Genomic DNA, 25943 nt, shown 5'->3' with positions numbered 1-25943 from the left:
GATATTGTGTCAATGATGAAGTGTTTTGCACTTAAAGGGACGGTTCTTTTGTGCCGTTTACAGCTCAAATAGGGGCATATAGTCGCATTTTTACACGGTTTGCTCCAGTGACCTTCCCCTGTTCACGCCGCTATGGACAGGCGTTCCTGAAGCGCATCACCTTTTGTGTCGCGGCGTTCCACCGGCATATCAGATACCACCCACGCCAACGGGCACCTCGTTTTGATGTTGGGATATATGTAAGTTATTAGGCGTTTCCGGCACAAAAGAACCGTCCCTTTTGGCTCGCAAAAAACCGCCTTCGGTCGTTGCCGAGGCGGTTTAATCTTTACAGCGTTAACCACGCTTCATTGTCTTCGAGTTTTTTCGTAAAAATTCTACCGAAATCATCTGGGTTCTTCGCTTGATGGTATTTAAAGACCATTTGATCTTCCAAAGGCCCTACGATTTCTATTTTACCGGTCATATGACTCATACAAAAGCGAACGCGCTTGCTGTGCCCGTTCATCAGCTTCTTGGCGTCCTCGACAATCTGCACCGCTTTCTTAAGCGGCAATTGAAACTGATTGACGACCCCTTTCACCGGCCTGCACTGGAAAATATAATAAGGCACTAAGCCCTTCTTGACCAAGTCGTTCTGTAACTCTGCCATCGTCTCCGGGGTGTCGTTGATTCCTTTTAAAAGGACCGTTTGGTTGTTGACGATGATGTTTTTATCGAGTAAAGCGTGTACTGCGCGTACCGCTTCATCAGTTAACTCTCTCGGATGATTAAACTGTGTTACCACATAAATGCGCTTTTTCTTTGTAAAAGTACCGAGTATGTCCAGCAACTCGGCGTCGTCGTAAATCCGCTCAGGAAAAACAACCGGCGTACGCGTTCCAAATCGTATAAAATCGAGATGTTCAATTTCCGTCAGCGCTTTAAGATACGCCTTAATCAAATCGTTGTCCAGCATAAACGAATCGCCGCCGGATATGAGGACATTGTTAATTTCCTCGTGTTCTTTAATATACGCCACCGCGTCGTTGATAAAAGAAACAGTTTCATTGTTCTTGATGCCCACGAGTCGCTTCCTAAAGCAATGGCGACAATACATGGCACATTTGTTTGTAGACAGCAAAAGCGCCGTCGTCTTGTACTTGTGCTGAAGCCCTTGCATAATGGTGTTTTGCCCTTCACCACTAGTGTCGAAATCCCCCTCTAAATCAAATTCTTCAATAGAGGGCACCGACATTTTTCTAATGGGGTCATTAGGGTCGCTCGAGTCAATCAAGTTGAGGTAATACGTGGTAGATGAAATTGGAAAAACGCGCGCTATTGCATCGTATGACGCCACATCTTCTTCGGCGATGGGCACATACGATTTCAGCTTGTCTACAGTGTTCACATTTGTCTTAAGAGTATTTTTCCAGGTCATAGAAACCCCTTTCTTTTGTATTTTTATACGCGGCAAGTAGAACTCGGGTGCCGCACCCCACTGCACAGACTTTACAGTCATTTAGTTTGAGAAACCTAATACTTTAGCACCATAAGTATTAGTGTTACTAAACTCAGTACTCTATTATATCATATATACTTATCATAGCCAAGGGAGTCATTACTAATTTGTCACAATTGTTTTTGTTTTTTATACAAAATAATTTCTAAAAAACCGTCCAAAAACGACAAAAGGCCTCTCACCGAGATGCCATTTGCCCATAATAAAAAGCCGGTATTGCCACCGGCTTTTTGCATTAGTCTCTTCTGTTGTTCAGTAAAATCAAACGCACGAGTTGTACGACCGCTATTGCCGCCGCTGCAACATAAGTCATAGCCGCCGCAGTAAGCACTTTCTTTGCGTCGTCGTTTTCGCCTTCGACCAAAATGCCGTTTTCATTCATGTTGGCAAGCGCCCTTGCACTGGCGTTAAACTCCACCGGCAAAGTTGCCAATTGGAAGAATACTGCAAAAGCAAAAAATACAATGCCGACTTGAACCAATGCCGGTATAGAAAACAGTATCCCTGCGAGTAAAAGCGGCATCAACGATTTAGAGCCCAGTTGTGCCAGAGGTAAAATCGCCGTTCTTATTTTTAACGGCCCGTACCCTTTGGCGTGTTGTAACGCATGACCGGCCTCGTGACAAGCGACACTCACTGACGCCACCGATGGGTTATCGTATACCGGCGCCGACAATCTAATGGTGTTGGCTCTCGGATCGTAATGATCGGTCAAAAAACCGCCGATGCGTTCAATTTGAACATCGTATATGCCGTTGTTCCTAAGCATCTGCTCCGCTGCTTGCGCGCCGGTGAGTCCGCGCATATTGCGAACATTGTGATACTTTTTAAACGTGCTTTTAACGCGTGCACTCGCTACTGAAGCCAGCAGCATCAACGCAATTAAAAGAAAAAATGCAGGATCATTGTAGTAAAACATCCCTAAGCCTCCTTGGAATTTGTAAACACTGTACCGACTTCTATTGTACGGCCGAGCAAATAGGCCGATGTCGCCATGCGCTTTTGACTGCCCACCTGAAGTTCTGTTATACACAGCAAGCCGTCACCGGTCTGAACGCAAATGCGTTTTTTGTCGACTTGTACAACTTCTCCACAAGCGGCATCGCGGCACTCATTCACCACTTCCGCCTTAAAAATCTTCAACGTCTCACCGTTGTAATAAGTGTGCGCCACCGGTCTCGGATTAAAAGCGCGAATGCGGTTTTCAATCGCTACAGCCGGCAGAGACCAATCGATTCGCGCCACCTGCTTACTCAAGAGCTTTGCGTAACACGAAAGCGCTTCTTCCTGCTTCTCAGGTTTTATAGTGCCCGCTTCGAGCCCGGCGAGCGTTTCCACGAGAAGCTCCGCTCCCATTTCAGCCAGTTGCGGCTCGAGGGTTGCCGTCGTCGTCTCCGGTCCAATGGGACAAGTGCGTTTTAACAGCATATCGCCTGTATCCAGCCCCTCGTCCATCAACATTGTCGTAATGCCCGTTTCTTTTTCGCCGTCTGCAATGGCCCAGTGAATCGGTGCGGCGCCTCTGTACTTCGGTAAGAGCGAACCGTGAACATTGACACAGCCGTACGTCGGTATGTCCAGTATCGCCTTAGACAGAATTTGGCCGTAAGCGACGACGACAATGACATCGGGCTTTAAAGCGCTTAGTGTCGCCACAACCTCATCGGTTTTCACGCGAAGGGGTTGGTGCACTTCTATGCCGTGTGCCTCTGCGCAGACTTTCACCTCAGGGGGCGCCATTTTTTTACCGCGTCCCTTCGGTTTGTCCGGTTGCGTGTATACCGCGACGACATCGTGATGCGCCACACAAGCTTCAAGCGATGCCACTGCAAATGCGGGGGTTCCCATAAATACAATTCTCATACCCGCACCTCTACGCTTCTTCAAGTTCCAATTCCTCTTCGGGAATCGCCTTGTCGATGTACAAAATGCCTTCTAAGTGGTCGACTTCGTGGCAAAGCACACGTGCGATAAACTCTTCTGCTTCAAAGGTATGCGCCTGCCCTTCGAGGTCTTGATAACGCAGTGTCAGTTTTTCCGGACGCTCGACATAGCCGTGTTGTCCAGGCAAACTCAGACACCCTTCTTCGCCGATAACACAGCCTTTCGGGTCGATGATTTCAGGGTTGACAAATACTTTTGCCCCTGTCTCATCGTAGATGTCCACCACAATCAGACGCTTTAGCAAACCGATTTGCGGTGCTGCCAGCCCCACGCCGTCGGCACTGTGCATCGTCTCAATCATATCTTCTGCAAGCAGTTTTAATTTATCATCAAATTTTTCGACGACGCGCGCTTTCTTTCTTAAAATCGGATCGTCGTCCGTTCTTATTATTCTAATAGCCATTGGTTTCACCTTGTCCTTTCCTCTATTACTCTCTCTCTATTATAATATATTAACAGCGTCTAAATCCACATGAATTTGACACGTTGTTATCGAAATAAATTTTTCTTCCAGTTGCCCTACAATCAAGCGCACTTGTGTCATGGCCTCCGGTGCCACCTTCATTAAAAGCTGGTAACGGTAGCGATTGTCAATTTTCTTTAATAATGCCATAGCCGCCGGGTAACTCTCTACCTTGGATTGTAAACCGTCTTTAAATAATTTTTTCTTCAAATAGGCTTCACTGCGTTTGGCGTACCCTTCAGCTTCTTCTCTGCGCTTGCTCGTAAAGACGAGATTGACCAGTTGCGTAAACGGCGGATACCCCATTGCCTGTCTGTAGAGAATTTCCTCATTGTAAAACGCTTCATAGCTCTCCGGCGCCAGAGCGTAGTGGTCCGGCGTATACGTCTGCAACACCACCTCGCCTTCAATAGCCGCTCTCCCTGCTCTTCCGGCAACCTGCGTAAACAATTGATACGCGCGCTCTGCCGCATTGTAATGCGGTAAGTTCAACATGAGATCCGCTGAGAGAATCCCCACCAACGACACTTTTTTAAAATCCAGTCCCTTGGCAATCATCTGGGTCCCAATTAATATGTCCGTTCGCTCGTGAGACACGTTTTCGATGATGCGTTCGACACTGCCCTTTTTCGTCGTCGTCGTTCGATCCATTCGATCAATAACGGCGTCTGGAAAAAGGCTTTTCAAATGCTCTTCTACTTTTTCAGTCCCGGCACCAAAATACTTAAAGTAGTGGCTGTTGCAAGCCGGACAAGTTTTCGGAACAAAGGTTTCGTACCCACAATAGTTGCATTTGACCGACTTTTCCCCCTTAAAGTACGTCAACGTGACATCGCAGTTGGGGCAATCCAAGGTAAAACCACAGGTTCTACACGATACAAAGGTCGAATGTCCTTTGCGGTTCATCATAATCATCACCTGTTCGCGGCGGGACAATGCCGCCTCAATTTTCTCGTGTAACAGGCGGCTCAACATGCTGCGGTTGCCTTCTGTCAACTCCTCGCGCATGTCGACAACCACTGTTTGAGGCAACGGTTTTTGATTGTAGCGCACGTCTAGCGGCAGGTAGGCGATTGCGCCCATTTGAGCGCTGTGGTAGTCGCCGATAGACGGTGTTGCAGAGCCGAGCACCACTTGTGCACCACTTTGCATCGCTTTGAACTGAGCGAGTTCAAAGGTATCGTATTTAGGCCTCTTCTCAGAGCGGTAAGACGCTTCGTGTGCCTCGTCTATAATGATGAGCCCCAAGTTCTCAACCGGTGTAAAAATCGCAGAACGCGCCCCGATGACGATGTCGTAGCGCCCGCTCAAAATCCCTTTCCATTGATCGTACCGTTCGCCGCGGGAAATTTTACTGTGAATCAGCGCAATCCGCTCTTTTCCGAATCTCGAGACAAAACGCGCGACGATTTGTGGGGTCAAGGCGATTTCGGGAACGAGTAACAGGGCGCGTTTTCCACTTGCAAGCGTCCGTTCAATCAACGCGGCGTACACTTCTGTTTTGCCGCTGCCCGTCACCCCGTGAATCAGGAAGGGCTTTTCGCATCCCCCGCTACAAACGGCATCGAACACCGTTTGCTGCGCCGCATTGAGAACAGATTTTCTGAGGACACCGTCGCCTTCAAAAAAGGTCGGCAAGCGCAAAACTTCTTTTTGTACAAGGGCAATCGCCCCTTTTTCGGCGAGGACATCGATTACTCCGGGACTTGTTTTCAGTGATTCGAGACAGACCTTTTTAGAGGTTGCCCCTTTGTCGAGTAAGTAAGTCATCACTTTAATCTGCGCCGTGTTGCGCTTAGGGGTCACTTTCAGAATGTCCAAGGTCTTCTCAGTGGGTTCAAGCCAGCTTTCATAGCGGTCTTTCACCACAGTTTCAAAGATGAGACGTTTTGACACACAGCCTTTGGCCACCAGTTTGTTCAATGTGTTCTTCACCGTACTGTCGGCGTACAGTGCCGCAAAATCACACGGCTTTTTACAGAGGTCGTCTTCAAAGTGCGTCAAAATAACCCGTTCGGCCTTTTTTTCGGCTTTTTCCAGTGCCTCTGAAAGGGGCAGTGCGAGCTCGTAAACGGTGTCGTGTACCGTCATAATCCCCGACGGCAGTATCAAAGCACAGGCCTCGCTATACGTACAGAGGTATTGCCCCTTGATAAACCGCACGAGTTCGACATCTTGCGGTCTCAGACAAATACCGTCTTCAAAGACGTGCTGAATTGGCTTAATGGCGTACGCCGAAGGTGTTTCAAACTCTGAAAAACGCTCGAATACAACGGCTTCAACCCATTCCGTGCCAAAGGGGACAATACACCGCGCGCCGACACCGGCGCGTGCATCAAGTGCTTCAGGGACGCTATAGGTAAAAAATTTATCAATTTGTTTTAGATTTCTCAAGACCACTACATTGGCAAACATCGTTTATAGTCACTCCGTCATGTGTAAAAAAGAGCAGGCGCGCCTACTCTTTCATCTGTTCAAGTATTTTATTCATTAACGCCTTGGCCACTTCGGCTTTAGACATCAAAGGCAGTTCTTCTCTACAGCCCGCCTTGTCGTACACGACGACGCGGTTGGTGTCCACATCGAAGCCGGCGTCTTTTTTACTGACATCGTTGGCGACAATCAAGTCGAGATTCTTCTCCCTCAGTTTTTTCAGCGCATAGGCTTCTACATCATTTGTTTCAGCCGCAAAGCCCACGAGTACTTGTCTCGGTCTTTTTTCAGCGCCAATCGTCTTGAGGATATCCACGTTTCGCACAAGTGTCAAAGCCATTTCCTCACCAATTTTTTTTATCTTCGTCTCACTTGCCGTCGCCGGCTTGTAATCTGAAGGTGCCGCGGCTTTCACCACCACATCGGCATCGAGATGCGCTAAAACCGCCTCGTGCATTTCAGCCGTCGTCTCTACAGCTACGACATCGACGCCTTCCGGCTTGTCCAAATGCGTCGGCCCTGTGACAAGGACGACTTCTGCACCCAAATCTCGAGCAGCTTCAGCTACTGCGTAGCCCATCTTTCCACTTGAACGATTGGAAATGTACCGCACGGGGTCGACGATTTCTCGCGTCGGTCCGGCGGTGACCAGTACCTTTTTCCCACGAAGAGCGCCCGCCGACTCAAAATGTGCCTCTACCGTGTCCACGATGCGCTCGGGACTCGCCAGCTTGCCGGCACCGATGTCTCCACACGCAAGGCGGCCTGCATCGGGCTGAATAAAGTGATACCCGTAGCCTTCCAATCTGGCGACGTTGTCTTGTAGAATCGGATTTAAATACATGTTGGTGTTCATGGCCAGTGCAATGTACACCGGCGCCTTCGTCGCCATAACTGTGGTGGTCAGCATGTCGTCTGCAATACCGTGCGACAATTTACCCACGACATTGGCCGTCGCCGGCGCAATGAGAAACAAATCCGCACGCTTGGCGAGGGCAATGTGCTCCACATCCCACGTCTTGGGATCTTCAAACATATCCACGACGACGTAGTTCTGTGAAAGCGACTGAAATGTCAGCGGTGCCACAAACTCCGTCGCATGTCGGGTCATAATCACATAGACGTTGGCGCCCTTTTTCTTCAATCGGCTCACCACGTCGGCCACTTTGTAAACGGCGATTCCGCCGGTGACGCCGATGACAATGTTTTTTCCCTTCAGCATAACGCGCTCCTCTAGATTCTATCTTTAGGCGGTTCCGGAATAATGACGTCGACTTCGTCGTTGGCAATTTCGTCAATTGCCACTGAGAGCGGCTTGTCAATATCTGAAACCATCATGTCTTCTTCGCTTTCGAGCAGATGTCTCGCGCGCTTTGATGCGACAATACACAGCGCGTATCGGTTGCCCATTTTGTCTACCAATTCATCAATAGATGGATTTAACATTTATTTTTCCTCCTTAAACTTCAGCACAATGTCTTCTATACTCGTGTCGACGCGACACTTTTCGGCGGTGATAATCGACTGCAAAATATCTGTTGCTCGGTCGACTTCATCGTTGACGATAAAATAATCGTAATTTTTAATGTAATCTATTTCTTGATAAGCACTGGATAAGCGCTTCTCTAATGACGCCGGCGTTTCCGACCCCCTGCCTACAATCCGCTCTCTCAGCGTGCGCATAGACGGTGGCAAAATAAAAACAAAGATGCCTTCCGGGTACTTCTTTTTAACTTGAAGCGCTCCTTGAATATCGATTTCAAGGAGGACGTTCTCGCCGTTGACCAGCTTGTCTATAACAAACTTCTTCGGCGTGCCGTAGTAGTTGTCGTAGACACAGGCGTGTTCTAAGAAGCCGTTCTCATCGATTAACGTTTCAAAATCCCCCGTGTTCATAAAGTGATAACTTACGCCGTCGACTTCTCCTGCACGTGGGTTTCTCGTCGTCGCAGAAACCGAGACGACAATACTCGGATCTCTTTGTATAAGCTCTTTACATATGGTACCCTTGCCGGCTCCAGAAGGTCCTGAAACGACAATTAACAACCCTTTTTGTTTCATGACATCTCCTTATTCCACATTCTGAACTTGTTCTCTGATTTGCTCGAGTTCGCTTTTCAAGTCGATTACATAATTTGATATATCGTAATCGGGAGACTTCGAACCGATGGTATTGACTTCTCTGTTGAGCTCTTGAATGAGGAAGTCGAGTTTTCTGCCCACAGGTTCCTCCAGAGACAAAATGTGTTCCAGTTGTGCCAAGTGCGAGTGAATGCGCACGACCTCTTCGTTGATATTGGTCTTGTCGGCATAAACGGCGACTTCATTGGCCAAACGGTACATGTCCAGCTCTGTGTCCAGTGCCTCTAATAGGTCAGATATACGTTCTTTTACTCGGTTTTTGTAGCTTTCTAAAATAATCGGCGACAGCTTTTCAATTTCTCCGAGAATTTTTTGGATGCTGGCAATTTTGCTTACGATATCCACTTTAAGCTTTTCGCCCTCGTGTCGGCGCATCGCCTCCAGCTTGTCCAGCGCCTCGGCCAAAGCGGGTTCAAGGGCTTCCCAGTATTCTTCCTCACCTCTTTCGAGATAGGACACATCGATGCCGTCTTGAAGACGCGCCAACATTTTGAGATCGATGTCACTCTCTAACTCATAGCGGCGCTTTATTTCGGAATACGCTTTGACGTATTTGTCGAGAACGTCGAAATTGGGGACGACCTCGTAATTGTCAAAGGCTTTTTCTTCAAAGTTGATATAGATTTCAACGCGGCCTCGGGACAACTTCCCCTTGACCTTGTTCTTAATTCTATCTTCAAATACAGTCAGCTTTTTAGGCATTTTTACAATCACGTCACAATAGCGGTTGTTCACTGTTTTTATTTCAACTGTGACGTCAAAGACCTCGCTGCTATGTTGACCACGACCGAAGCCCGTCATACTATAGATCATTATTACCTCCATTATACTTCCAATCATTAAATTATAACACAAAGCCTTTGCCATTTACAAGGCGTCGTTGTTCATTTATACTGTTTAATAGAGCACTTATGCAGAAGACCTACAAAGGAGGCCATTATGTCGTTTGACGGTATTTTTATAAATCAGCTGGTAAAAGAAATCCAACCCCAGCTCGTCGGTGCGCGCATCGACAAAATTCACCAACCTGAAAAAGATGAACTGAGCATACAAATTAGAGGCAGACAGGGCAATGTGACGCTCTTCCTGTCTGTGGAAAGCAGCATGCCCTACTTCACCCTGACAAAACACAAAAAAGAAAACCCGGCGGCGCCGCCAATGTTTTGCATGCTCATGCGCAAACACATCGCCGGCGGTAAAATACTCGACGTCGAACAACGCGGCTACGAACGCGTCGTCGTCTTTACTATCGAGGCAAAGAACGAACTTTCGGAGATTGAAACCAAGCAGTTGATTGTGGAAATCATGGGGAAACACTCTAACATTGTCCTCACCCGTGAAGACGGGACCATTATCGACAGCATCAAACGCATTACGCCGGATATGAGCCGTGTACGCACGGTGCTTCCCGGCCTGACGTTCGACTTTCTCCCCTCGGATAAATGTACCCTTGAAGCCGATTTTAAGCCGTACTTTGCTAAACTCGAAGGAGACACCCCTATTTTCAAGGCGCTTTACATGACCTATGAGGGCATGAGCCCGCAACTCAGCCGCTACTTGCTGAGAAAGGCCAACATCCCTCATACACAGCCTCTACGCGCGCTAAGTGAAGCCGAGGGCCACCACCTGCGCTTTGCGCTTTCAAAACTGCTTGAAAAGCTCGCGTCAGAAACGACCAATGGGTACTTGTTTCACGTCACTGAGCAAAAGAAAAACTTCAGTTTTTTAAAGGACTTAATGCTGGATACCCCTGTAACGGAGACGCCGTCGCTCTGTGCGCTTCTCGACCTCTACTACAGCCGCGTCAATCAAGAACTCAAAATTCACCAGCGCACGCAAAATCTTAAAAAGACGTTGCAACAGCGCATTGAGCGCTACGAAACCAAAATTAAAAAGATGAACATCGAGCGCGCAGAATCTGAGAACGCAGACGCCTTTAAAGAAAAGGGCGAACTGATTCTCGCCAATCTGCACAACATTCAGAGGGGAGACAACAAAGTCCGCGTCCTCAACTACTACCTCGACCCACCTGAAGAAGAAGACATTCTCCTAGACCTCAGGCTCGAACCGTCTCAAAACGCCCAGAGCTATTTTAAGAAATACAACAAGCTCAAGACGGCACAAACGGCTCTAGCTGTCCAAATAAAAGAGACACAAGCAGAAATCGACTACTTGGAACAGGCGCTCACCCACTTGGAAAACAGCGAGGACGCCGCCACAGTGGATGCCATTAGGCAAGAACTTGCCGAACAGGGCATCATCAAGAGTCGGTACCAACAGAAAAAAGGCAAGAAAACAGTTAAAAATGACTTTAGAACGTTTGAATCCTCCGACGGCTACGAAATACTCGTCGGAAAGAACAACGTTCAAAACGACCAGTTGACGCTAAAACTCGCTTCTAACAAAGACATTTGGCTCCACACAAAGATTATCCCGGGCTCTCATGTCATCGTGCGCACGCAAGGGGAAACGCCTCCGGAAACGACCATCGAAGAAGCGGCGACTATCGCCGCCTATTTTTCAAAGGCGCGTCTTTCAAGCAACGTCCCCGTGGACTACACGCTTGTAAAGAACGTTTCAAAACCGAGTGGTGCCAAGCCCGGCATGGTCATCTACGTCAAGAACCGAACGGTTTTTGTCACGCCAAAACTCGAAGTCATCGAGCAGCTTAAAAAAGATTGATGCAGACTGTTGGCCGTTTGTTAATACTCTATTCATAATTTGGGTCTATAATACTGTTTATAAAGACGATTTATTTTATGATATAAAGGTTTGGTGATTTTATGCGTTCTAAAAACAAGCTCAATGGCGCACAAATACTAGGTATCATCCTAGCGGCTATCGGCATTTTATTTATTGCCTTCCCAACCGGAATTGGGACTTTAGCTCTAAGGCTGATGACGTTCTTCTTTCTGATTATGGGCTTTTACGGTTTAATTGCTGGGGCCATGATTCGGAGCAGAGCAACCCTTCTCTCCAGTGCACTCATTGTCTTTTCGGGTTTTTACGCTTTTGCAAATCCCGAAAGCGTGCTCTTTTTACTCGGTGTCGTCTGCTTGATTAGCGGCGTCAACAGTTTTTATATTTTGTTTAAAAAGCGACATCATCTCGACGAGCGCTCTGTGATATCGGCGAGTCTGCTGATATTGCTCGGCGTCTTTGCGGCACTCAACTCTAAAGCAGCACTGGGGACAGTGGTGGTCATCTTGGGGATTGTCATCGTCAGCATCGGGCTCATTGTCTTCTTTGTGGGCAATAAGTTCAGAGTGGTCACACGGCACAACTTTACGTATACCGACTACTACACCGCCGACTACGACCACACCCCACCGAAAAAAGATCGAATTGTCATCAATATTCAATCGGATGACGTCGAAGAGGTTGATTACAAAGAACTGTAATGTATTTGTGAGAAGCGTTTTCCCTCGGGAAAGCGCTTTTTTACATTTGAGCTTCGCCAAGGGGGACGGTTCTTTTGTGCTCGATTCACCTAGTATTTTACATATATGGGCATTTAAAAGTTTCACACCCATTGAAAACTGCAGACTTATCGTGTGAGAGAGGAGGGTCTTCTCGACGACAGCCTTATGGGCGCAATACGCCGCCGCTGGAAGGCACGACACGCTTAAAGCGCCGGATACACTCAATCAGAGAGATTAGGCGACACAAAAGAACCGTCCCCCTTTTTTCTTTACACTCAAAAAGCCGCCCGGGGTCGGGCGGCTTTTTGACAACCTTTGTGCAGATAGTTTACTATTTCTGATAGATGGACACATCGCTTGCGCCATCGAGCTCTTTCACTTTGACTTTCACCACTTCCTTGCTCGACGTCGGAACGTTCTTGCCGACAAAATCCGGTCGAATCGGCAATTCCCTATGGCCCCTATCGACGAGAACGGCCAGCTGAATAGCACTTGGTCTACCGTAGTCGATTAAGGCGTCCATGGCGGCACGGACCGTTCGCCCCGTATAGATGACATCGTCTACGAGCACCACGACTTTGCCGTCGATTTGAAACGCCAACTCTAGCCCCTTCACATTGGGCAACTGCTCTTTCTCCGTTAGATCGTCTCTGTAAAGCGTGATGTCCAGCTCCCCTACGGGCACCACAGCCCCCTCTATAGCCTTAATGCGCTCGGCGATGCGTTTTGCAATGGGCACTCCTCTCGAACGTATGCCTACGATGACAATGTTGTCGACGCCCTTATTGCGCTCGATAATCTCATGTGCCAGACGCGTCAAAGACCGATCGATGGCCTTTTCATCCAATAACGTCGCTTTAAACTCCATATTAATCCTCCCTCTATTATAGTGCTTTACACTTGTTTTGTATGGTGACGAAATACGTCGGCAGTTCCGAATCGAACACCAGCCACTCTTTGGTTCTAGGGTGTTCAAAGCCCAGCCGTTTCGCGTGGAGCAACTGCCCGTCGTGCTTGACTTTCTCATTGGCGTTGCCGTAGACGGGATCGCCTACAAGCGGGTACCCAATCGACGCCATGTGCACCCGAATTTGATGGGTGCGACCGGTCTCCAGCTGCAACTTGACCAGCGTGTGCATTCTGTAGGTTTCGAGCACTTCAAAGTGCGTCACCGCCTGTCTGCCGTCTTTGACGATTGCCATGCGCTTCCTGTCATTGGGATGTCTGGCCACAGGGGCGTCTACAGTCCCCTTTTCTCTCTTGAGTACCCCGTTGACCAACGCGTAGTAAACTCTCAGCGATGTTTTGGCCTTAAGTTGTGCCGCAAGCGCTTCGTGAGCGACGTCGTTCTTTGCCACCATCAACAGTCCGGACGTGTCCTTGTCGATGCGGTGTACTATGCCCGGTCGAATCACCCCGTTGATGGACGACAACTTGTCTGCTCGGTACATTAAGGCGTTGACCAAAGTCCCGGTATAGTGCCCCGGTGCCGGATGCACCACCATGCCTTGAGGTTTGTTCACCACCAGTACGTCGTCGTCTTCGTAGACGATGTCCAGAGGCAAGTCCTCCGGTAAGACGTCAATGGGTTCGGGTTCCGGCAAACACACCTGAATTTCGTCGCCTGCTTTCACAGCGACTTTTTTTGACAACAGCGGTTTGCCGTTGAGGGTTACTTTATCGCCTTTGATGAGTTTTTGAATGTAACTCCTCGACAGCGCTTCTATTTCATTGGCTAAAAAAACATCGATGCGTTCGCCATCGACATCGCTAACCAGCTTTATTTCTCGCTCCATGCATTGCTCCAATCTGAATTTTCGTTATCATTACGATTTTAACAGACTTTTATTTTAAAAAAAAGGGTTTTCGTCAGGTTCTTTTTGATATAATCTTAAAGTACTGGATTCACCATTAAAATCGCATAGAAAGGAGGCTCGATTTGACTTATACCGTGTACAACCGAATTGTCAATATCGCACTCGATACCGGTCGCGTCATGTTGCTGTATGGTGCCGAAACCTACCGCGTGGAAGAAACCGTCGCACGTATGGTGCGCTCTAAAAACATCTTGGACGTCAATGTCTTCGTTATTCCCACGGGCATCATTCTCAGCTCCACATTTGACAACGCCTCGCACACCAAACTCGTCCGCGTCGCCCCCATCGGCATCGACCTCGAATACATCGACGCCGCAAACGCTTTCTCCAGAGCGTTTACAACGGGCCAAATCTCCCTGAGTGAAGCAGAGAACAAAATGAAGACCTTTGAAAAGATGCCCAAGTTTTCAAACCGCATCAACTACGTCTTCGGCGCAATGGCCGGCGGTTTTTTCGTGCCTCTCTTCGGGGGCAATATCGTCGATTTCGTCATCGCTTACTTCGCGTCCATGTGGACTCTCATGTGCTGGTCCTATTTGTCTAAACGGCGCTTAAACTTTTTCATTAAAAATATCATGGGCAGTTTTTTGGGATCTTTGTTCGGCTTTTTATGCGTTATGCTCGCACAAAAAATCGGTTTTTCCACCAGCTTAAACACCGTGCTCGTCGGGCCTCTGATGACGCTCGTCCCAGGCGTCTCACTGACCAACGGCATACGCGACCTCATCTCAGGCGAACTGCTCGCCGGCAGTGCTAAGATTATGGAAGCGCTGTTTATTGCCATCGCCCTCGCCTTCGGCGTCGGCGTCGTCCTCCAAGTTATGGTCCGCTTTATTTAAAGGAGGCTCTTATGAATTTGATACTACAAGGTTTTTATTCCTTTTGTTGCGTGGCCGGATTTTCTATTATCTTCAACTTGCCGAGGAAAGTGTTGATTATCACCAGCGTCAACGGCGCTATCGGCTGGATTGTCTACGTGATTCTCCAGCAACTTGGCGCCAATTTCATCATTCCCGCATTTGTCGGTTCCTTTGTGGTCGGTATCGTCGGAGAAGTTCTCGCCATTAAAAATCGACACCCTGCGACGCTTTTTATAATTCCGGGCATTACGCCATTCGTCCCTGGGTACGGCATTTACAACACCATGTACCACATCGTCACTCAAAACTTCTCAGGGGCGATCACCGAAGGGGCTCAATCCATGTTTATCGCCATTTCCATCGCCTGTGGCGTCGTCCTCGCCACGTCGCTGGTGCGCATGACGCGAACGTCCATTGAGAAGGTGTTGAAAAAAACATTCAAAAATCGCTAAGAAAAAAGCCCTATTTGTACGATAACTTATTAAAGTGTCTAAACGATTATAGGAGGTTCATATGAAAGCAACAAGTCACGTTTTTTTAAGTTTCATCAAAGAGTCGCCTAAAAACCATATCGAATTTTACGTCGATGGTCTAGGGTGGTTGATTCTTCTAAAAGAGAACATCGAAATCGTTTCAGATAATTGGTTCACATCGACCAAATACTCTGAATCCAAATACGCCGTTCATCCCGATAACGAACAGATTATCGTGCTCGAAAACATCTACAGGCTCAACCCGCCTTTTGTGGAAAACGAAAACAACGTTAAATACAACCTCCACTACAACCAGCTCCACATCAACGCCGATAAAATCGTCGCATTCCACTAGTGTACTGTCTCGTTGAGATTTAATTAAAAATGGCAGATAGTCTGTATCAGTGCAAGGCAAAATATCGACGACAATGCGGGACATTGTCGAGAGATTTTAACGCCGCAATGATGCAGAGTAGATGAGCAGTTTTTTTAAGTGTGAACGATACAGGACACTGATCACACGTATACCTAAAAAGTAAAAGCCGCTTCCTAATTCAACTGGAGGCGGCTTTTTTTCGTGTTTTACAACAACGCTTCAATGGTCTTAGCGTAAATTTGCGTCATTTTTATAAGGCTCTTAATGTCGATGCTTTCGTCGGTTCTATGGGCCGTTTTCTGTTGTCCCGGAAAATTGGGTCCAAAGGCGACACAGTGCGGCAATGCCCTCGCGTACGTCGCACCGCCTGTCGCCACCGGCGTATTGTCAAGCCCTGTTTCTTCCGTGTACACCCTGAGCATTTGGTCAATATGCGGGTGGTTTGTCGACGTGTAAATCGGTTCCAGCCACTCGATGACTTCACACTCGAAACCGTATTTTTCACTGACCCTAGAGACGGCTTCAAAGACGTACCGACAACTCATGGTCACCGGAATTCGAATGTCCAGCCCCATAGAGACGTTCTTGCCGCTTAGGGCAATTTGATTGAGACTCATGCTCATGTAACCGGATACCTGGTCGTAACAGGTGCCGAACAGCAGACTGCCGTTGTTGGCAAAGCCGATGCGCTCATTGATAAACGCCATCGCTTTGGATTTGACCCCGACTTCGTGAAGCGCATGTGCCAACCGTGTGATGGCGTTAATGCCCGTCCCCGGCGACGCCGAGTGAGCGCTCTTTCCGATGACGATGACTTCTTCACCATTTTTCTCATAGTCGAAGCCCAACCGCTTGAGCACCTTTTCCAGTTTGTCGGCGTAGGGACCTCTGTAGGCGGCGGATTCGGGAACGGCATTAAGTGCCGAGCCCCCTTCGACTTCCGGTTCGCGCCAAGCGCTTTTCGACTTTATATGCAACTGCAGAAGCCCTTTTTCAGCGAAGATCAGTGGAAAAGAAGCATCGGGCGTAAAAGAAAAATGCGGCACTTGCTCTGCGCTCAAATACTTTTTAATCCCACGCCAATGGGTTTCTTCATCTGTTCCAAAGATAAGTCTTACTTTTTTTCGGAAGACTGTTCCCACTTCGAGAAGTGCCTCTATCGCGTACAAAATACTGACAATAGGCCCCTTGTCGTCAATTGCACCACGACCATAGAGTTTCCCGCCGGAAACCGCCGAGTTAAACGGCTCAAATGTCCAGCTCGCGGCATCGCCACTGGGTACAACGTCGACGTGCATTAAAATGCCGAGCAGCTCTGAGCCCTCCCCAATGTCGGCGTAGCCGTAGTACCCCTCGGGGTCTTTAAAAGTCTTCATGCCTAGGGCCTCGCATTTATTAAGAGCCCATGTCAGCGCATCGTCAATACCGCTTCCAAAGGGTTTAAACGGCTCCGGTTCCGAGACGACACTTTTAATTTTAATAAATTCGATAAGGTCTTCAACCATAACGCGTTCTCGATTTTCAATAAAGTTTTTACTCTTCATAACCTTCCCTCCCTGCTGCGACTTAGAATCACCTCTTACTGTATTTATGGTCAAAATAAAAGGTTTCAATCAATTTCTATAAAAAAAGCCGTGCAAAGCATTTCTGCTCTGCACGGCTTTTAGAGGTTATCCCTTGTGTTTTTCAAGGTAAATAGAGACGTCGTGTCCGTTGAGTTGGTGTGTTTCATACGGTTTGTCCGCGCCTTCTGTCAACGACACACCCAGTGTCTCAGACAGAATGTACGCTTCAAATTTTTGAACCGCTGCGGCAAATGCCTCATCTGTTTTGTAGTAGATTTCGATTTGATCCATCATCTCGTAATCGTTACTTTTACGCATCTGTTGAACACGGGAAACCATTTCTCTCGCATAGCCCTCTTCAATTAAATCGTCTGAGAGATGTGTGTCCAAGATAATAAAGCAGTTGTTTTCCATCTTAACGGTAAAGCCTTCTTTGGCGTTGATTTGAATCATTACGTGCTCAGAAGTTGCTTCAAACGGCACACCGTCCACTGTAAGCGTTACTGTTTCACCGTTTTCAAATGCCATAGCGTACTCTTGTGGATCGAGGGCGTTTAAGGCTTTTGTGAAAGCGCCCATGTTTTTGCCGATAATCGGCCCGAGCACCTTAAAGTTCGGCTTGAGGACGAAGTTCATGTACTTCGGCAAGTCTTTTGTAAACTCCACGTGCTTGACATTGAGCTCTTCTTGAATCAACGGCACGAGGTCTGCAATAAGCGGTTCGTACTTACCGTCGACAATTACTTCGCCAATCGGCTGACGCACTTTAATCTTAACCGATTCTCTCGCAGCGCGACCCAGTGTCACCAAATCTCTAATCAAGTCCATACGCTCTTCGATACGCGGTACAATTAAGGCATCATCTGCTTTCGGATAGTCGCTGACGTGTACAGAGACATCGCCAGTGAGGTTTCTATAGATTTCTTCCGTCAAATGCGGCGCAAAAGGTGCGGCGAGTTTTGAAACCGCGACGAGTACTTCGTAAGTCGTGCGGTAAACCGACTGTTTGTCCAGAGTCATTTCAGAGGCCCAGAAACGTCTTCTGGAACGTCTGATGTACCAGTTGGAAAGGTCTTCGCTGACGAACTCCTGGATTTTGCGCACCGCTTTGGTGAGGTCAAACACTTCTAAATCTGCCGTAACCGATGCAATCAGCCCGTTGAGTTTTGACAGTACCCATCGGTCGAGTTCCGGTCTCTCTGATACCGGTACGTCAAATGTCGATGCTTGGATGCCGTCGGTATTGGCGTACAGTGTAAAGAAGTTGTAGACGTTTTTAAACGTTCCGAAGAACTTAGAGGCCACTTCCGAGAGGCCGTCTTCATCGAATTTCGTCGGCGTCCAAGCAGGTGATACGTAGTAGAGGTACCATCTGACAATGTCTGCGCCGTAATCTTCAAGAAGCTTAAACGCATCGACGGTATTGCCTTTGGACTTCGACATCTTCTTACCGTGTTTGTCGAGAACGAGGTCGTTGACCAACACATTTTTATAAGGGGACTGCCCCATGACGAAGGTACTGATGGCAATCAGTGAATAGAACCATCCCCGCGTCTGGTCGATGCCTTCACAGATAAAGTCCGCCGGGTAAAGGGTCTCAAACTGCTCTTTGTTTTCAAATGGGTAGTGGTGTTGTGCAAATGGCATAGAACCGCTGTCAAACCAACAGTCGATAACATCTTTCACACGGGTCATCGTCCCGCCGCATTTGTCACATGTCAAATGGACGTCGTCTACATACGGTCTATGGAGTTCAATGCTCTCGTCGATATCTTCAACAGCGCGCTCTACAAGTTCTTTTCTAGACCCTACAGAAGCTGTCTCGCCGCAATCACAACGCCAGATGTTCAGCGGCGTTCCCCAATAACGACTTCTTGAAATCGCCCAGTCGTTGAGGTTTTCAAGCCAGTTGCCAAAGCGCTTTTCACCGACGTGGTCCGGGAACCAATTGACAGTGTCGTTGTTGGCAATTAACTGATCTTTCAGCTTGGTCATCTCGATGTACCAACTCGGCTTCGCATAGTAGAGAAGCGGCGTGCTACAACGCCAGCAGTGCGGGTAGTTGTGATCCATTTTCTGCTTTCTGTAGAGCTTGCCGTTTTCGCCCAGCCAAGTGACGATTTCAGGATCGGCATCGATTACAAACTGCCCTTTCCACGGCGTCTCCGTGTACTTGCCCTCTTCGTCCACAGGCTGTACAACCGGAAGATTGTAGCGCACGCCGGTGTTGTAGTCGTCCTCGCCAAACGCCGGTGCCGTGTGAACAATTCCCGTACCGTCTTCTACTGTAACGTAGTCTGCGCAAGTGATAAAGAACGCTTTCTTGTCGGGCTTAATAAACGGCATAATCGGTTCATACGCTTTGTACTCGAGGTCGCTGCCCTTCATTTCCGCCAGAACTTCAAAATCGCCATCGAGAACTTGAGGCGCCAAATTCTTTTCAATGTAATACACCTCGCCGTTGTTTTTGACTTTGAGGTACGTTTCTTTTGGGTTGACCGTAAGCGCCACATTGGAAGCCAGTGTCCAAGGTGTCGTCGTCCAGACTAGGAAATACGCGTCTTCGTCCACGAGTTTGAACTTGACGTATACCGTCACTGTCTTGATTTCTTGGTAGCCTTGCGCCACTTCGTGAGAAGCGAGTCCCGTACCACATCTCGGACAGTACGGTAAGATTTTGTGGCCTTCGTAGATGTAGTCTTCGTTGTAAAACTTGTTGAGAATCCACCAGACGCTCTCAATGTAGTTGTTGTCCAATGTGATGTACGGATTGTCCAAATCGATAAGATACGCCATCTTGTTGGTCATTTGGCGCCAAGCGTCTTCGTACTCAAAAACGGAATCGCGACACGCCTTGTTGAACTTTTCGAGGCCGTACGCTTCAATTTCAGACTTGTCCTTTAGGTTTAAGCGCTTTTCCACTTCGATTTCTACAGGTAGGCCATGTGTGTCCCAGCCCGCTTTTCTCTTAACTTGGTACCCCTGCATCGTCTTGTAGCGGCATACTGCATCTTTCAGCGCACGGGCGAGTACGTGGTGAATGCCCGGACGTCCGTTTGCCGTCGGCGGACCTTCGAAGAAGATGAACGGCTCACTGCCTTCTCGCTCAGTAAGGCTGAGGTTTAAAAGGTCGATTTCAGACCAGTATTTTTGAATTTCTTGTTCGTTTTGCGACGTTGTGTGATGACACAGCTCTTTGTAACACATTGTACGCTCCACCTTTCTTATTATTTTTTTAGAATCCGGCTTAAAAGTATAGACGCCTAAGCGGCGCCATTTTAACCATTAAAAAATCCCATAGCAAACTGCTATGGGACGAATTAACCGCGGTACCACCCAAATAATGTATTCTACATCACTCTACCATGATAACGGTTTCGAACCGGCAAACGCTACTCAAACTTTCGCGTCTACAACTATGGGGGATATTCATAAAACGACTTTTACTTGTTCACACCAACCACAAGCTCTCTTCAACCGCCGACTTTACTACTCGTCCCAATCTCTGCTTTACCAGATTAAATTACATCCTATTATAACGGAGTCCCCTTCATTCGTCAACCGTTTTATTCGGCTTTCACATCGTCGACGACTTTGAGTTGACTTTCGAGAAGAACTCGGAACTTCGTCTTGAATGCCTCGAGGGCGGCTCGGGCTTCTTCATGTTTCTGTTTGACGGAAAGCACCTCGTTGTTGGCGCTCGATACGATTTTCTTGGCGTCTTCTTCTGCGCGCTCTACGACCAAAGCCGCTTTTTGCTTGGCGTTTTCAATCATATCGTCAGAAGTTTTCTGAGCCAATACCATGGCGTCGTTGATGGTTTTTTCCATCGTCTTGTACCGTTCCACTTGTTCCTCTAACTCGTGGAGTTTAGCCGTGGTATCGATATTGACCTGTATCAATTCTTCCATACTGCGGACGATGAGTCCCATGTACTCGTCGACTTCTGTCTCGTTGTAACCGCGTATGGCTCTTGGAAACTGTTTGTTTTGTATATCTACCGGTGTCAGCATATGCCCCGCTGAGCCGTGGGCTCAGCTCCCTCCTTTTCTACTTTTTCGGGTACTTGTTCAACGTCACGTGCAGACGTTTTTTCTTTGTTTCACCGGATATCTCCGCCACTATAAAGCGCCCGTATCCCCTGCAGGAAATCAAATCACCTACATCGACACTTTTCGCCCCCTGGGTTTCGACGCGGTGATTGCGCTTCACCTGTCCGGCTTCTATCAGCGTCTTTGCCTCGCCTCTCGACAAGCGATGCCCCAATGCGAGGACACTGTCGAGCCGCATTGCCCCCACTGTGCCAGAGACGGTCTCAAAGTCGATAATGACTTCGTAAGCCGCCTCTAAGGGCACTTCAGTCACTTTGACTCTGGCTCTGGCCACTTGGTCAAAATGCAGTGCCAAGTACGGAGCGAGTGCCTTGCTGACCGCTACTTGAAAACCGTTTGGCGTCTTTACGATGTCACCCACCTTAGACCGATTGATCCCCAGCCCCATCAAAGCGCCTAAAACGTCTTTATGCCCCAGAGTCACAAACTTCTGAGGGTAGTCGATTTCAATTAGCGCAATGTGCTCAGAGGCGACATCGGGCTCTTGGTACGGCGGCGTCAAAAAAAGACGCGCGCGCTCAAAGGCCTTAAAAGCACCGAACGTCGTTACAGTGACGTCGGTTTCGAACTTCGCAATCTCACAAATTGCCGTGTGACAATCCGGCGACAAAAAATCTGTGCAGCCGGCTTCGTAATACGTATCCGCCGCGGCGAGTTGGTCCAGTGCTTTTAAAAACTGTCCGTCCTTATCCACACACGCCTGATACCGTTTTAAAATCGCTTCTTTATGCATCATAGCAACAGCGTCGGAATCAAGACGCGTAAAATCTGCACCAATAAGATGGCGACAAGCGGACTAAAGTCCAGCATGTGCCCACCGATATTGAGTTTCATAAGCAAACTGCGTATCGGCGACAATATCGGTTCTGTCAAAAACAACATAATGGACATAATCTGGTTTCTCGGGTCTCGAATGAACCACGAGAGCAGGGCTCTTATCACAATTAAAGTCGCTACTAAATCTAAAAATCTAACAATCGCTATAACCAACTGTATCATCATCTAACCACCTTCTACTCTGTCAGCCAGCTGCTGACAGGATTTTCAGGCTTACCGGTCACATCGCCGGTAATGTCCACATTGGTCGGCGCCAGCACAAAAATGCCTTTGGAGACTTGCTGAATATGCCCGTCTAAAGCGTAGAGTGCACCGGAGCAGAAATCAAATATCTTGCGCGCCAAATCTTTATCGATGTCGCTGATGTTCATAACCACCGGGCGCTTGGCTTTCAATGTGTCGATAATACTCGTCGACTCTTCAAAGGTCTTCGGCTGAAAGAGCACAACACTCATCTGCGAATTCGAGTGGATATTAAGCACTTTATTGGATGTCTTTATGGTGTTAAAAGACTTTTCACTGGTTTCATTTATTGCGGACATGGTCTCCTCCGGGTTTATATCTTTTCGTTTGAGTTCATCGTAAAAATCTTCTGTACTGTCTTCCGGCTCCTGTGTGTCGAGTCCCCAGAAAAACTTAATCTTATCGATAATTTTGTTATCGCCCATACACTTCCTCCTTTAATTCATTCAGGAAAGAGATGACTTTTCCTGTTCTATTTTCGGCTACCAAAAATTTTAGTGCCTACACGCACCATGTTAGCCCCCTCAGAAATAGCTACTTCATAATCAGATGACATGCCCATCGATAAAAATTCAGGACACATGTTCTCCGATTGATAGGCACTCAAGCCATCAAACAGTGCCTTCATTTTCTTAAAGTCATCTCTCAGTGTTTCCGGATCGTCTACAAAGGGCGCGATGTTCATAAGCCCTTTGATTCGAATGTTCGGACACGCCAGAACGTGCTCGATTAAAGCCGGAAGCGCCTCGACAGATACGCCGGACTTTTGAGTTTCTCCTGCGATGTTGACCTGTAGCAGGACCTCTTGAATCTTGTCGGCTTTCAAAGCTCTCTTTTGTATCTCATCGGCGAGTTTAACACTATCAAGAGAATGAATTAAACTTACTTTATCTATTATATATTTTACCTTATTGGTTTGCAACTGTCCAATCAGATGCCACTGAACGCCCAGTTCGACGGCATCGTATTTTCGCGTAATTTCTTGAACGCGATTTTCGCCAATGGCGTTTATGCCGTAGCCAATAGCGGCGTTGATAACATCGGCTTCATACGTTTTAGTGACGCCGACGAGTGTTACCGACTCAGGGGATCTGCCGGACGCCTGACAAGCGCGGGCAATTCCCGCTTGTATCTCCTTGAGATTTTCTTCAATATAGCTGTACACGTGTGCCTCCTTTATTCCAGTCGTTCGCCTTCTTTGTACATATGTGCGTTTCGAACGATCTTCTGACCAATTTTAATACTTCTTACGACCCCGCTGGCGGCGTCGTAAAACTGCTCGTTGTAGACCACTGCAAACTCATCGTCGTAACCGAGGATTTTAACCGGCACCTTCTTCAGCTTTCCGTCGGCATCGACGACGAAGACATGGAGAACGCCGTCTTCGTTGACGATGGTATCTACCGGTATTTTTAGTCCCTTAAAGTCTTCCTTAATAAACGACGCATCGAGCCACCGCTTGGTGTGAAAGCCGTCAAAAGTCTCTTTCATTCGAACGATGACTATGGCGTAATCGTCTTCTACATAGACGTCGACCACATCGCCTTCGGCTTTTAAAACACCTGTATCCACCGAGAGCATCGTCCCTTTTTTATAGTTTTCAACCGACTCGTTGGGCAACATCCCCACTAGGTAGTACGTCGCCTTGTCCACAATGCGTAAAATCGGCTTCTTACCCGTCGCGTATTCACCGCGCAACGATTGATTTTCAACCGGCTGTTTTTTCAGTTCTGAAAACTTGATGTTGTAGATGTTGTCAATGGTCAAAAAAGACTCCAGCCCGTCTGATGTATAAGATACAATGCCGTCTGCCGGTGCGACAATAGCTTTTTTCTGCCCTTCGGACAAAATGCCGGACCCCACGGTCTGTTCGGAATACGTGTCCGAACGGTTGGCCAAATAGCGGTTGTCGCCCTTGAGTTTCTCCAGGCGGTCGAGTTTGGTGACGAGGTCGTTTTTAAGTGCCGGAATCTCTGTATAGGCCCCGTTGTCAAGGGCACGTGCAATGTCTTTCTTCGTCTCTTCTATTTCATACCCCAGTAAGTTGTAGTCGAACTCCGCTTGTTTCTTTAAAAGCTCTTTTTCAGTGGCTTCTTCTTCTCTTATCTCGGCGCCGTCGTTAAACACTTCTGCAAGGGTCTGCCCTTTTTCAACGGTTTCACCTTCAGCCGGAAAGTATGTGAGCTTGCCTTTGAGAGCTGTATTCACCAGCATCTCATTTCGAACCATGAGCGCCGAGGTCTTCTCCTCCACGCGCAAAGTCCCCACATCCACGGTGTAGGTACTGGCTTCTCCAGTAAAAAAGCCGTACACCCAGGTGCCCAAATAGTAAAGCACTAAGAAAAACAGCGCCAAACTCACGAAAATTCTAAAATATTTGGGTCGCCTTTTCTTCTTTTGCATGTTTGCCCCTCTTAACGATTAGCACCAGCCGTCGACGGGCTTTGCGTGTTCGTCTATTTCGTGTTTACGCGAACGCATCATCAGCTCCTGAACGGCCTCTCGCGCATTTTTATTTTCATAAAGTACTTTGTATAGCGCCGACACAATGGGCATTTCAATGTGTCGCTGTTGCATCAACGCATAGGCGGCTTTCACCGTGTAGGCGCCTTCGACAACCATTCCGACGGTTTCTATCGCTTCGTCTAGCGTCTTGCCTTCGCCAATCATAATGCCGCATCGTCTGTTTCGACTGTGCATGCTGGTACAGGTGACAATCATATCGCCGACGCCGGCAAGGCCTCTAAAGGTTTCCATATGGGCGCCTAAATCCACGCCCAGTTTAGCAATTTCATTGATGCCGCGCGTAATGAGCGCCGCTTTTGCATTGTCGCCGTAGCCGAGGCCATCGCTAATGCCAGCACCCAGCGCGATAATATTCTTCAGCGCGCCGCTGACTTCCACACCGAGCACGTCCGGGTTGGTATAGATACGCATATAGGCGTTGGAAAACAAGTCCTGTACCAACTCGGCGGTCTTTTTACACGTAGACGCCGACACCAAAGCCGTCGGCAGCTTCTGTGCCACTTCCTCTGCGTGTGAAGGGCCTGAAAGCGTTACAAACTTGCCCTTGTTGCCGAGTAATTCGAATTTTATCTGTGAAGGGGTCATCAAGCGTTTCATGTCGATGCCTTTTGAAACGTTGATCAACACCGTATCGTCTTTTATAGCGTCGAGTGCAATGCACGCTTCTAAAACAGAAGAGAAAAACTGTGAAGGCATTGCAAAGACGAACACCTCCGCATGTGCCAGCGCCTCTTTTAAATCGGCAGTCACATAGAGGGACTCCGGAATTTTAACACCTTTGAGAAACGCATCGTTTAAACGGGTCTTGCGAATGGTCGCCACTTGTTCGGCGTCTTTAGACCACAGGCAAACGTCGTGTCCATTTTCGTTTAATACCAGTGCGAGTGCCGTCCCCCAGCTTCCTGCTGCGATAACTGTAACTTTCAATTTTGCCTCCTAAATGTCTATCAAAGTTTAGTTCATTATACCACAATTAACAGGGGTTTAACACGCCTGCTTCACCTTGTAAAGTCAATTTAACAACAAGCTTTCCATCGCTTAAAGTATCACAGCAATAGGCCCCCACGGGCCGTATACCCGTTTTCTTTCTGCAGTGGACAGTTGTAGAGAGGTTTTCGCCCAGCCACCGGTGTAAGAGGCATTATAAAAGACCTTCTTGACGAAGGTCT

General features: G+C 48.0%; 25 protein-coding genes and 1 other annotated feature. Of the genes, 5 read left to right on the top strand and 20 right to left on the bottom strand.

The features are described from left to right. Positions 1–328: 328 nt before the first annotated feature. The 9 genes from ACR6HW_RS17940 to ACR6HW_RS17900 all read right to left on the bottom strand — a co-directional run bounded on the left by ACR6HW_RS17940 (position 329) and on the right by ACR6HW_RS17900 (position 9296). The gene (locus ACR6HW_RS17940; protein WP_455729047.1) at positions 329–1420 is read right to left on the bottom strand and encodes a KamA family radical SAM protein; all 1092 of its coding nucleotides are present in this window, start codon (positions 1418–1420) and stop codon (positions 329–331) included. 316 nt (positions 1421–1736) lie between these two features. Further along, on the bottom strand, positions 1737–2420 hold the full coding sequence (locus ACR6HW_RS17935) for a zinc metallopeptidase (protein ID WP_455729046.1): 684 nt from the start codon (positions 2418–2420) through the stop codon (positions 1737–1739). Positions 2421–2422: 2 nt separating this feature from the next. After that, the gene (gene fmt, locus ACR6HW_RS17930) at positions 2423–3364 is read right to left on the bottom strand and encodes a methionyl-tRNA formyltransferase (protein WP_455729045.1); all 942 of its coding nucleotides are present in this window, start codon (positions 3362–3364) and stop codon (positions 2423–2425) included. Between the two features lie 10 nt (positions 3365–3374). Continuing rightward, a complete protein-coding gene (def, locus tag ACR6HW_RS17925; RefSeq protein WP_455729044.1) occupies positions 3375–3848 on the bottom strand; it encodes a peptide deformylase in 474 nt (157 codons plus the stop codon). Positions 3849–3887: 39 nt separating this feature from the next. Further along, positions 3888–6323 carry a replication restart helicase PriA gene (gene priA, locus ACR6HW_RS17920; protein WP_455729043.1) on the bottom strand — a complete coding sequence of 812 codons (2436 nt, stop codon included), beginning with the start codon at positions 6321–6323 and terminating at the stop codon, positions 3888–3890. A 43-nt stretch (positions 6324–6366) separates the two neighbouring features. Further along, positions 6367–7563: a bifunctional phosphopantothenoylcysteine decarboxylase/phosphopantothenate--cysteine ligase CoaBC gene (coaBC, locus tag ACR6HW_RS17915; RefSeq protein ID WP_455729042.1), complete on the bottom strand. Its 1197-nt coding sequence runs from the start codon at positions 7561–7563 to the stop codon at positions 6367–6369. Positions 7564–7574: 11 nt separating this feature from the next. Next, complete coding sequence (gene rpoZ / locus ACR6HW_RS17910) at positions 7575–7787, bottom strand: DNA-directed RNA polymerase subunit omega (RefSeq protein WP_455729041.1); 213 nt, start codon at positions 7785–7787, stop codon at positions 7575–7577. Further along, the gene (gmk, locus tag ACR6HW_RS17905; RefSeq protein ID WP_455729040.1) at positions 7788–8402 is read right to left on the bottom strand and encodes a guanylate kinase; all 615 of its coding nucleotides are present in this window, start codon (positions 8400–8402) and stop codon (positions 7788–7790) included. Positions 8403–8411: 9 nt separating this feature from the next. Continuing rightward, complete coding sequence (locus tag ACR6HW_RS17900; RefSeq protein ID WP_455729039.1) at positions 8412–9296, bottom strand: YicC/YloC family endoribonuclease; 885 nt, start codon at positions 9294–9296, stop codon at positions 8412–8414. 126 nt (positions 9297–9422) lie between these two features. Here ACR6HW_RS17900 and ACR6HW_RS17895 point away from each other — a divergent pair, with 126 nt between their 5' ends. Then, on the top strand, positions 9423–11165 hold the full coding sequence (locus ACR6HW_RS17895; RefSeq protein ID WP_455729038.1) for an Rqc2 family fibronectin-binding protein: 1743 nt from the start codon (positions 9423–9425) through the stop codon (positions 11163–11165). Between the two features lie 101 nt (positions 11166–11266). Continuing rightward, positions 11267–11884, top strand: a complete 618-nt coding sequence (locus ACR6HW_RS17890; RefSeq protein WP_455729037.1) for a DUF308 domain-containing protein — start codon at positions 11267–11269, stop codon at positions 11882–11884. A 352-nt stretch (positions 11885–12236) separates the two neighbouring features. On the opposite strand, the gene pyrR is transcribed toward ACR6HW_RS17890, so the two are convergent. Together pyrR and ACR6HW_RS17880 are read right to left on the bottom strand one after the other, a co-directional pair. After that, positions 12237–12773 (bottom strand): bifunctional pyr operon transcriptional regulator/uracil phosphoribosyltransferase PyrR, encoded by a 537-nt coding sequence (pyrR, locus tag ACR6HW_RS17885; RefSeq protein ID WP_455729036.1) that lies wholly within the window; start codon positions 12771–12773, stop codon positions 12237–12239. A 16-nt stretch (positions 12774–12789) separates the two neighbouring features. Beyond that, entirely contained in the window at positions 12790–13701 is a 912-nt protein-coding gene (locus ACR6HW_RS17880) for an RluA family pseudouridine synthase (RefSeq protein WP_455729035.1), read from the bottom strand. Positions 13702–13844: 143 nt separating this feature from the next. On the opposite strand from ACR6HW_RS17880, the gene ACR6HW_RS17875 reads away from it, so the two are divergent. From ACR6HW_RS17875 to ACR6HW_RS17865, 3 genes are all read left to right on the top strand, one after another. Beyond that, a complete protein-coding gene (locus ACR6HW_RS17875) occupies positions 13845–14621 on the top strand; it encodes a threonine/serine exporter family protein (protein ID WP_455729034.1) in 777 nt (258 codons plus the stop codon). 11 nt (positions 14622–14632) lie between these two features. Beyond that, the gene (locus ACR6HW_RS17870) at positions 14633–15094 is read left to right on the top strand and encodes a threonine/serine exporter family protein (protein WP_455729033.1); all 462 of its coding nucleotides are present in this window, start codon (positions 14633–14635) and stop codon (positions 15092–15094) included. A 61-nt stretch (positions 15095–15155) separates the two neighbouring features. Further along, positions 15156–15470 (top strand): hypothetical protein, encoded by a 315-nt coding sequence (locus ACR6HW_RS17865; RefSeq protein WP_455729032.1) that lies wholly within the window; start codon positions 15156–15158, stop codon positions 15468–15470. Positions 15471–15697: 227 nt separating this feature from the next. Here the strand turns inward: ACR6HW_RS17865 and ACR6HW_RS17860 are convergent, their stop codons facing one another. The 9 genes from ACR6HW_RS17860 to ACR6HW_RS17820 all read right to left on the bottom strand — a co-directional run bounded on the left by ACR6HW_RS17860 (position 15698) and on the right by ACR6HW_RS17820 (position 25701). Continuing rightward, positions 15698–17035, bottom strand: coding sequence for a Sapep family Mn(2+)-dependent dipeptidase (locus ACR6HW_RS17860; protein ID WP_455729031.1), 1338 nt, complete (start codon positions 17033–17035; stop codon positions 15698–15700). Positions 17036–17161: 126 nt separating this feature from the next. Then, a complete protein-coding gene (gene ileS, locus ACR6HW_RS17855; protein ID WP_455729030.1) occupies positions 17162–20263 on the bottom strand; it encodes an isoleucine--tRNA ligase in 3102 nt (1033 codons plus the stop codon). A 101-nt stretch (positions 20264–20364) separates the two neighbouring features. Further along, positions 20365–20571 (bottom strand) — a binding site (T-box leader). A gap of 51 nt (positions 20572–20622) precedes the next feature. Beyond that, positions 20623–21069 (bottom strand): DivIVA domain-containing protein, encoded by a 447-nt coding sequence (locus ACR6HW_RS17850; protein WP_455729029.1) that lies wholly within the window; start codon positions 21067–21069, stop codon positions 20623–20625. 37 nt (positions 21070–21106) lie between these two features. Continuing rightward, positions 21107–21904 (bottom strand): YlmH family RNA-binding protein, encoded by a 798-nt coding sequence (locus ACR6HW_RS17845; RefSeq protein ID WP_455729028.1) that lies wholly within the window; start codon positions 21902–21904, stop codon positions 21107–21109. Continuing rightward, entirely contained in the window at positions 21901–22170 is a 270-nt protein-coding gene (locus tag ACR6HW_RS17840; protein ID WP_455729027.1) for a YggT family protein, read from the bottom strand. Before ACR6HW_RS17840 ends, ACR6HW_RS17845 begins: the two co-directional genes overlap by 4 nt. A gap of 11 nt (positions 22171–22181) precedes the next feature. After that, a complete protein-coding gene (locus ACR6HW_RS17835; protein WP_455729026.1) occupies positions 22182–22673 on the bottom strand; it encodes a cell division protein SepF in 492 nt (163 codons plus the stop codon). Positions 22674–22720: 47 nt separating this feature from the next. Next, the gene (locus ACR6HW_RS17830; RefSeq protein ID WP_455729025.1) at positions 22721–23413 is read right to left on the bottom strand and encodes a YggS family pyridoxal phosphate-dependent enzyme; all 693 of its coding nucleotides are present in this window, start codon (positions 23411–23413) and stop codon (positions 22721–22723) included. An 11-nt stretch (positions 23414–23424) separates the two neighbouring features. Then, positions 23425–24651, bottom strand: coding sequence for an HlyD family efflux transporter periplasmic adaptor subunit (locus ACR6HW_RS17825; protein ID WP_455729024.1), 1227 nt, complete (start codon positions 24649–24651; stop codon positions 23425–23427). Positions 24652–24669: 18 nt separating this feature from the next. Next, complete coding sequence (locus ACR6HW_RS17820; protein ID WP_455729023.1) at positions 24670–25701, bottom strand: NAD(P)H-dependent glycerol-3-phosphate dehydrogenase; 1032 nt, start codon at positions 25699–25701, stop codon at positions 24670–24672. Positions 25702–25943: the final 242 nt, after the last annotated feature.

The sequence above is a fragment of the Fusibacter sp. JL298sf-3 genome, assembly GCF_053842995.1.
The sequence above is the reverse complement of the archived record's forward strand: the minus strand, read 5'-3'. Positions and strand labels throughout refer to the sequence as shown.

Excerpts from the sequence above, each read along its gene's own strand:
- priA (WP_455729043.1), bottom strand. The coding sequence starts at position 6,323 with ATGTTTGCCAATGTAGTGGTCTTGAGAAATCTAAAACAAATTGATAAA.
- ACR6HW_RS17895 (WP_455729038.1), top strand. The coding sequence starts at position 9,423 with ATGTCGTTTGACGGTATTTTTATAAATCAGCTGGTAAAAGAAATCCAA.
- rpoZ (WP_455729041.1), bottom strand. The coding sequence starts at position 7,787 with ATGTTAAATCCATCTATTGATGAATTGGTAGACAAAATGGGCAACCGA.
- ACR6HW_RS17935 (WP_455729046.1), bottom strand. The coding sequence starts at position 2,420 with ATGTTTTACTACAATGATCCTGCATTTTTTCTTTTAATTGCGTTGATG.
- ACR6HW_RS17865 (WP_455729032.1), top strand. The coding sequence starts at position 15,156 with ATGAAAGCAACAAGTCACGTTTTTTTAAGTTTCATCAAAGAGTCGCCT.
- fmt (WP_455729045.1), bottom strand. The coding sequence starts at position 3,364 with ATGAGAATTGTATTTATGGGAACCCCCGCATTTGCAGTGGCATCGCTT.
- ACR6HW_RS17845 (WP_455729028.1), bottom strand. The coding sequence starts at position 21,904 with ATGATGCATAAAGAAGCGATTTTAAAACGGTATCAGGCGTGTGTGGAT.
- ileS (WP_455729030.1), bottom strand. The coding sequence starts at position 20,263 with ATGTGTTACAAAGAGCTGTGTCATCACACAACGTCGCAAAACGAACAA.
- def (WP_455729044.1), bottom strand. The coding sequence starts at position 3,848 with ATGGCTATTAGAATAATAAGAACGGACGACGATCCGATTTTAAGAAAG.
- ACR6HW_RS17870 (WP_455729033.1), top strand. The coding sequence starts at position 14,633 with ATGAATTTGATACTACAAGGTTTTTATTCCTTTTGTTGCGTGGCCGGA.
- pyrR (WP_455729036.1), bottom strand. The coding sequence starts at position 12,773 with ATGGAGTTTAAAGCGACGTTATTGGATGAAAAGGCCATCGATCGGTCT.
- ACR6HW_RS17835 (WP_455729026.1), bottom strand. The coding sequence starts at position 22,673 with ATGGGCGATAACAAAATTATCGATAAGATTAAGTTTTTCTGGGGACTC.
- gmk (WP_455729040.1), bottom strand. The coding sequence starts at position 8,402 with ATGAAACAAAAAGGGTTGTTAATTGTCGTTTCAGGACCTTCTGGAGCC.
- ACR6HW_RS17890 (WP_455729037.1), top strand. The coding sequence starts at position 11,267 with ATGCGTTCTAAAAACAAGCTCAATGGCGCACAAATACTAGGTATCATC.
- ACR6HW_RS17860 (WP_455729031.1), bottom strand. The coding sequence starts at position 17,035 with ATGAAGAGTAAAAACTTTATTGAAAATCGAGAACGCGTTATGGTTGAA.
- ACR6HW_RS17900 (WP_455729039.1), bottom strand. The coding sequence starts at position 9,296 with ATGATCTATAGTATGACGGGCTTCGGTCGTGGTCAACATAGCAGCGAG.
- ACR6HW_RS17850 (WP_455729029.1), bottom strand. The coding sequence starts at position 21,069 with ATGCTGACACCGGTAGATATACAAAACAAACAGTTTCCAAGAGCCATA.
- ACR6HW_RS17940 (WP_455729047.1), bottom strand. The coding sequence starts at position 1,420 with ATGACCTGGAAAAATACTCTTAAGACAAATGTGAACACTGTAGACAAG.
- ACR6HW_RS17840 (WP_455729027.1), bottom strand. The coding sequence starts at position 22,170 with ATGATGATACAGTTGGTTATAGCGATTGTTAGATTTTTAGATTTAGTA.
- coaBC (WP_455729042.1), bottom strand. The coding sequence starts at position 7,563 with ATGCTGAAGGGAAAAAACATTGTCATCGGCGTCACCGGCGGAATCGCC.
- ACR6HW_RS17880 (WP_455729035.1), bottom strand. The coding sequence starts at position 13,701 with ATGGAGCGAGAAATAAAGCTGGTTAGCGATGTCGATGGCGAACGCATC.
- ACR6HW_RS17825 (WP_455729024.1), bottom strand. The coding sequence starts at position 24,651 with ATGCAAAAGAAGAAAAGGCGACCCAAATATTTTAGAATTTTCGTGAGT.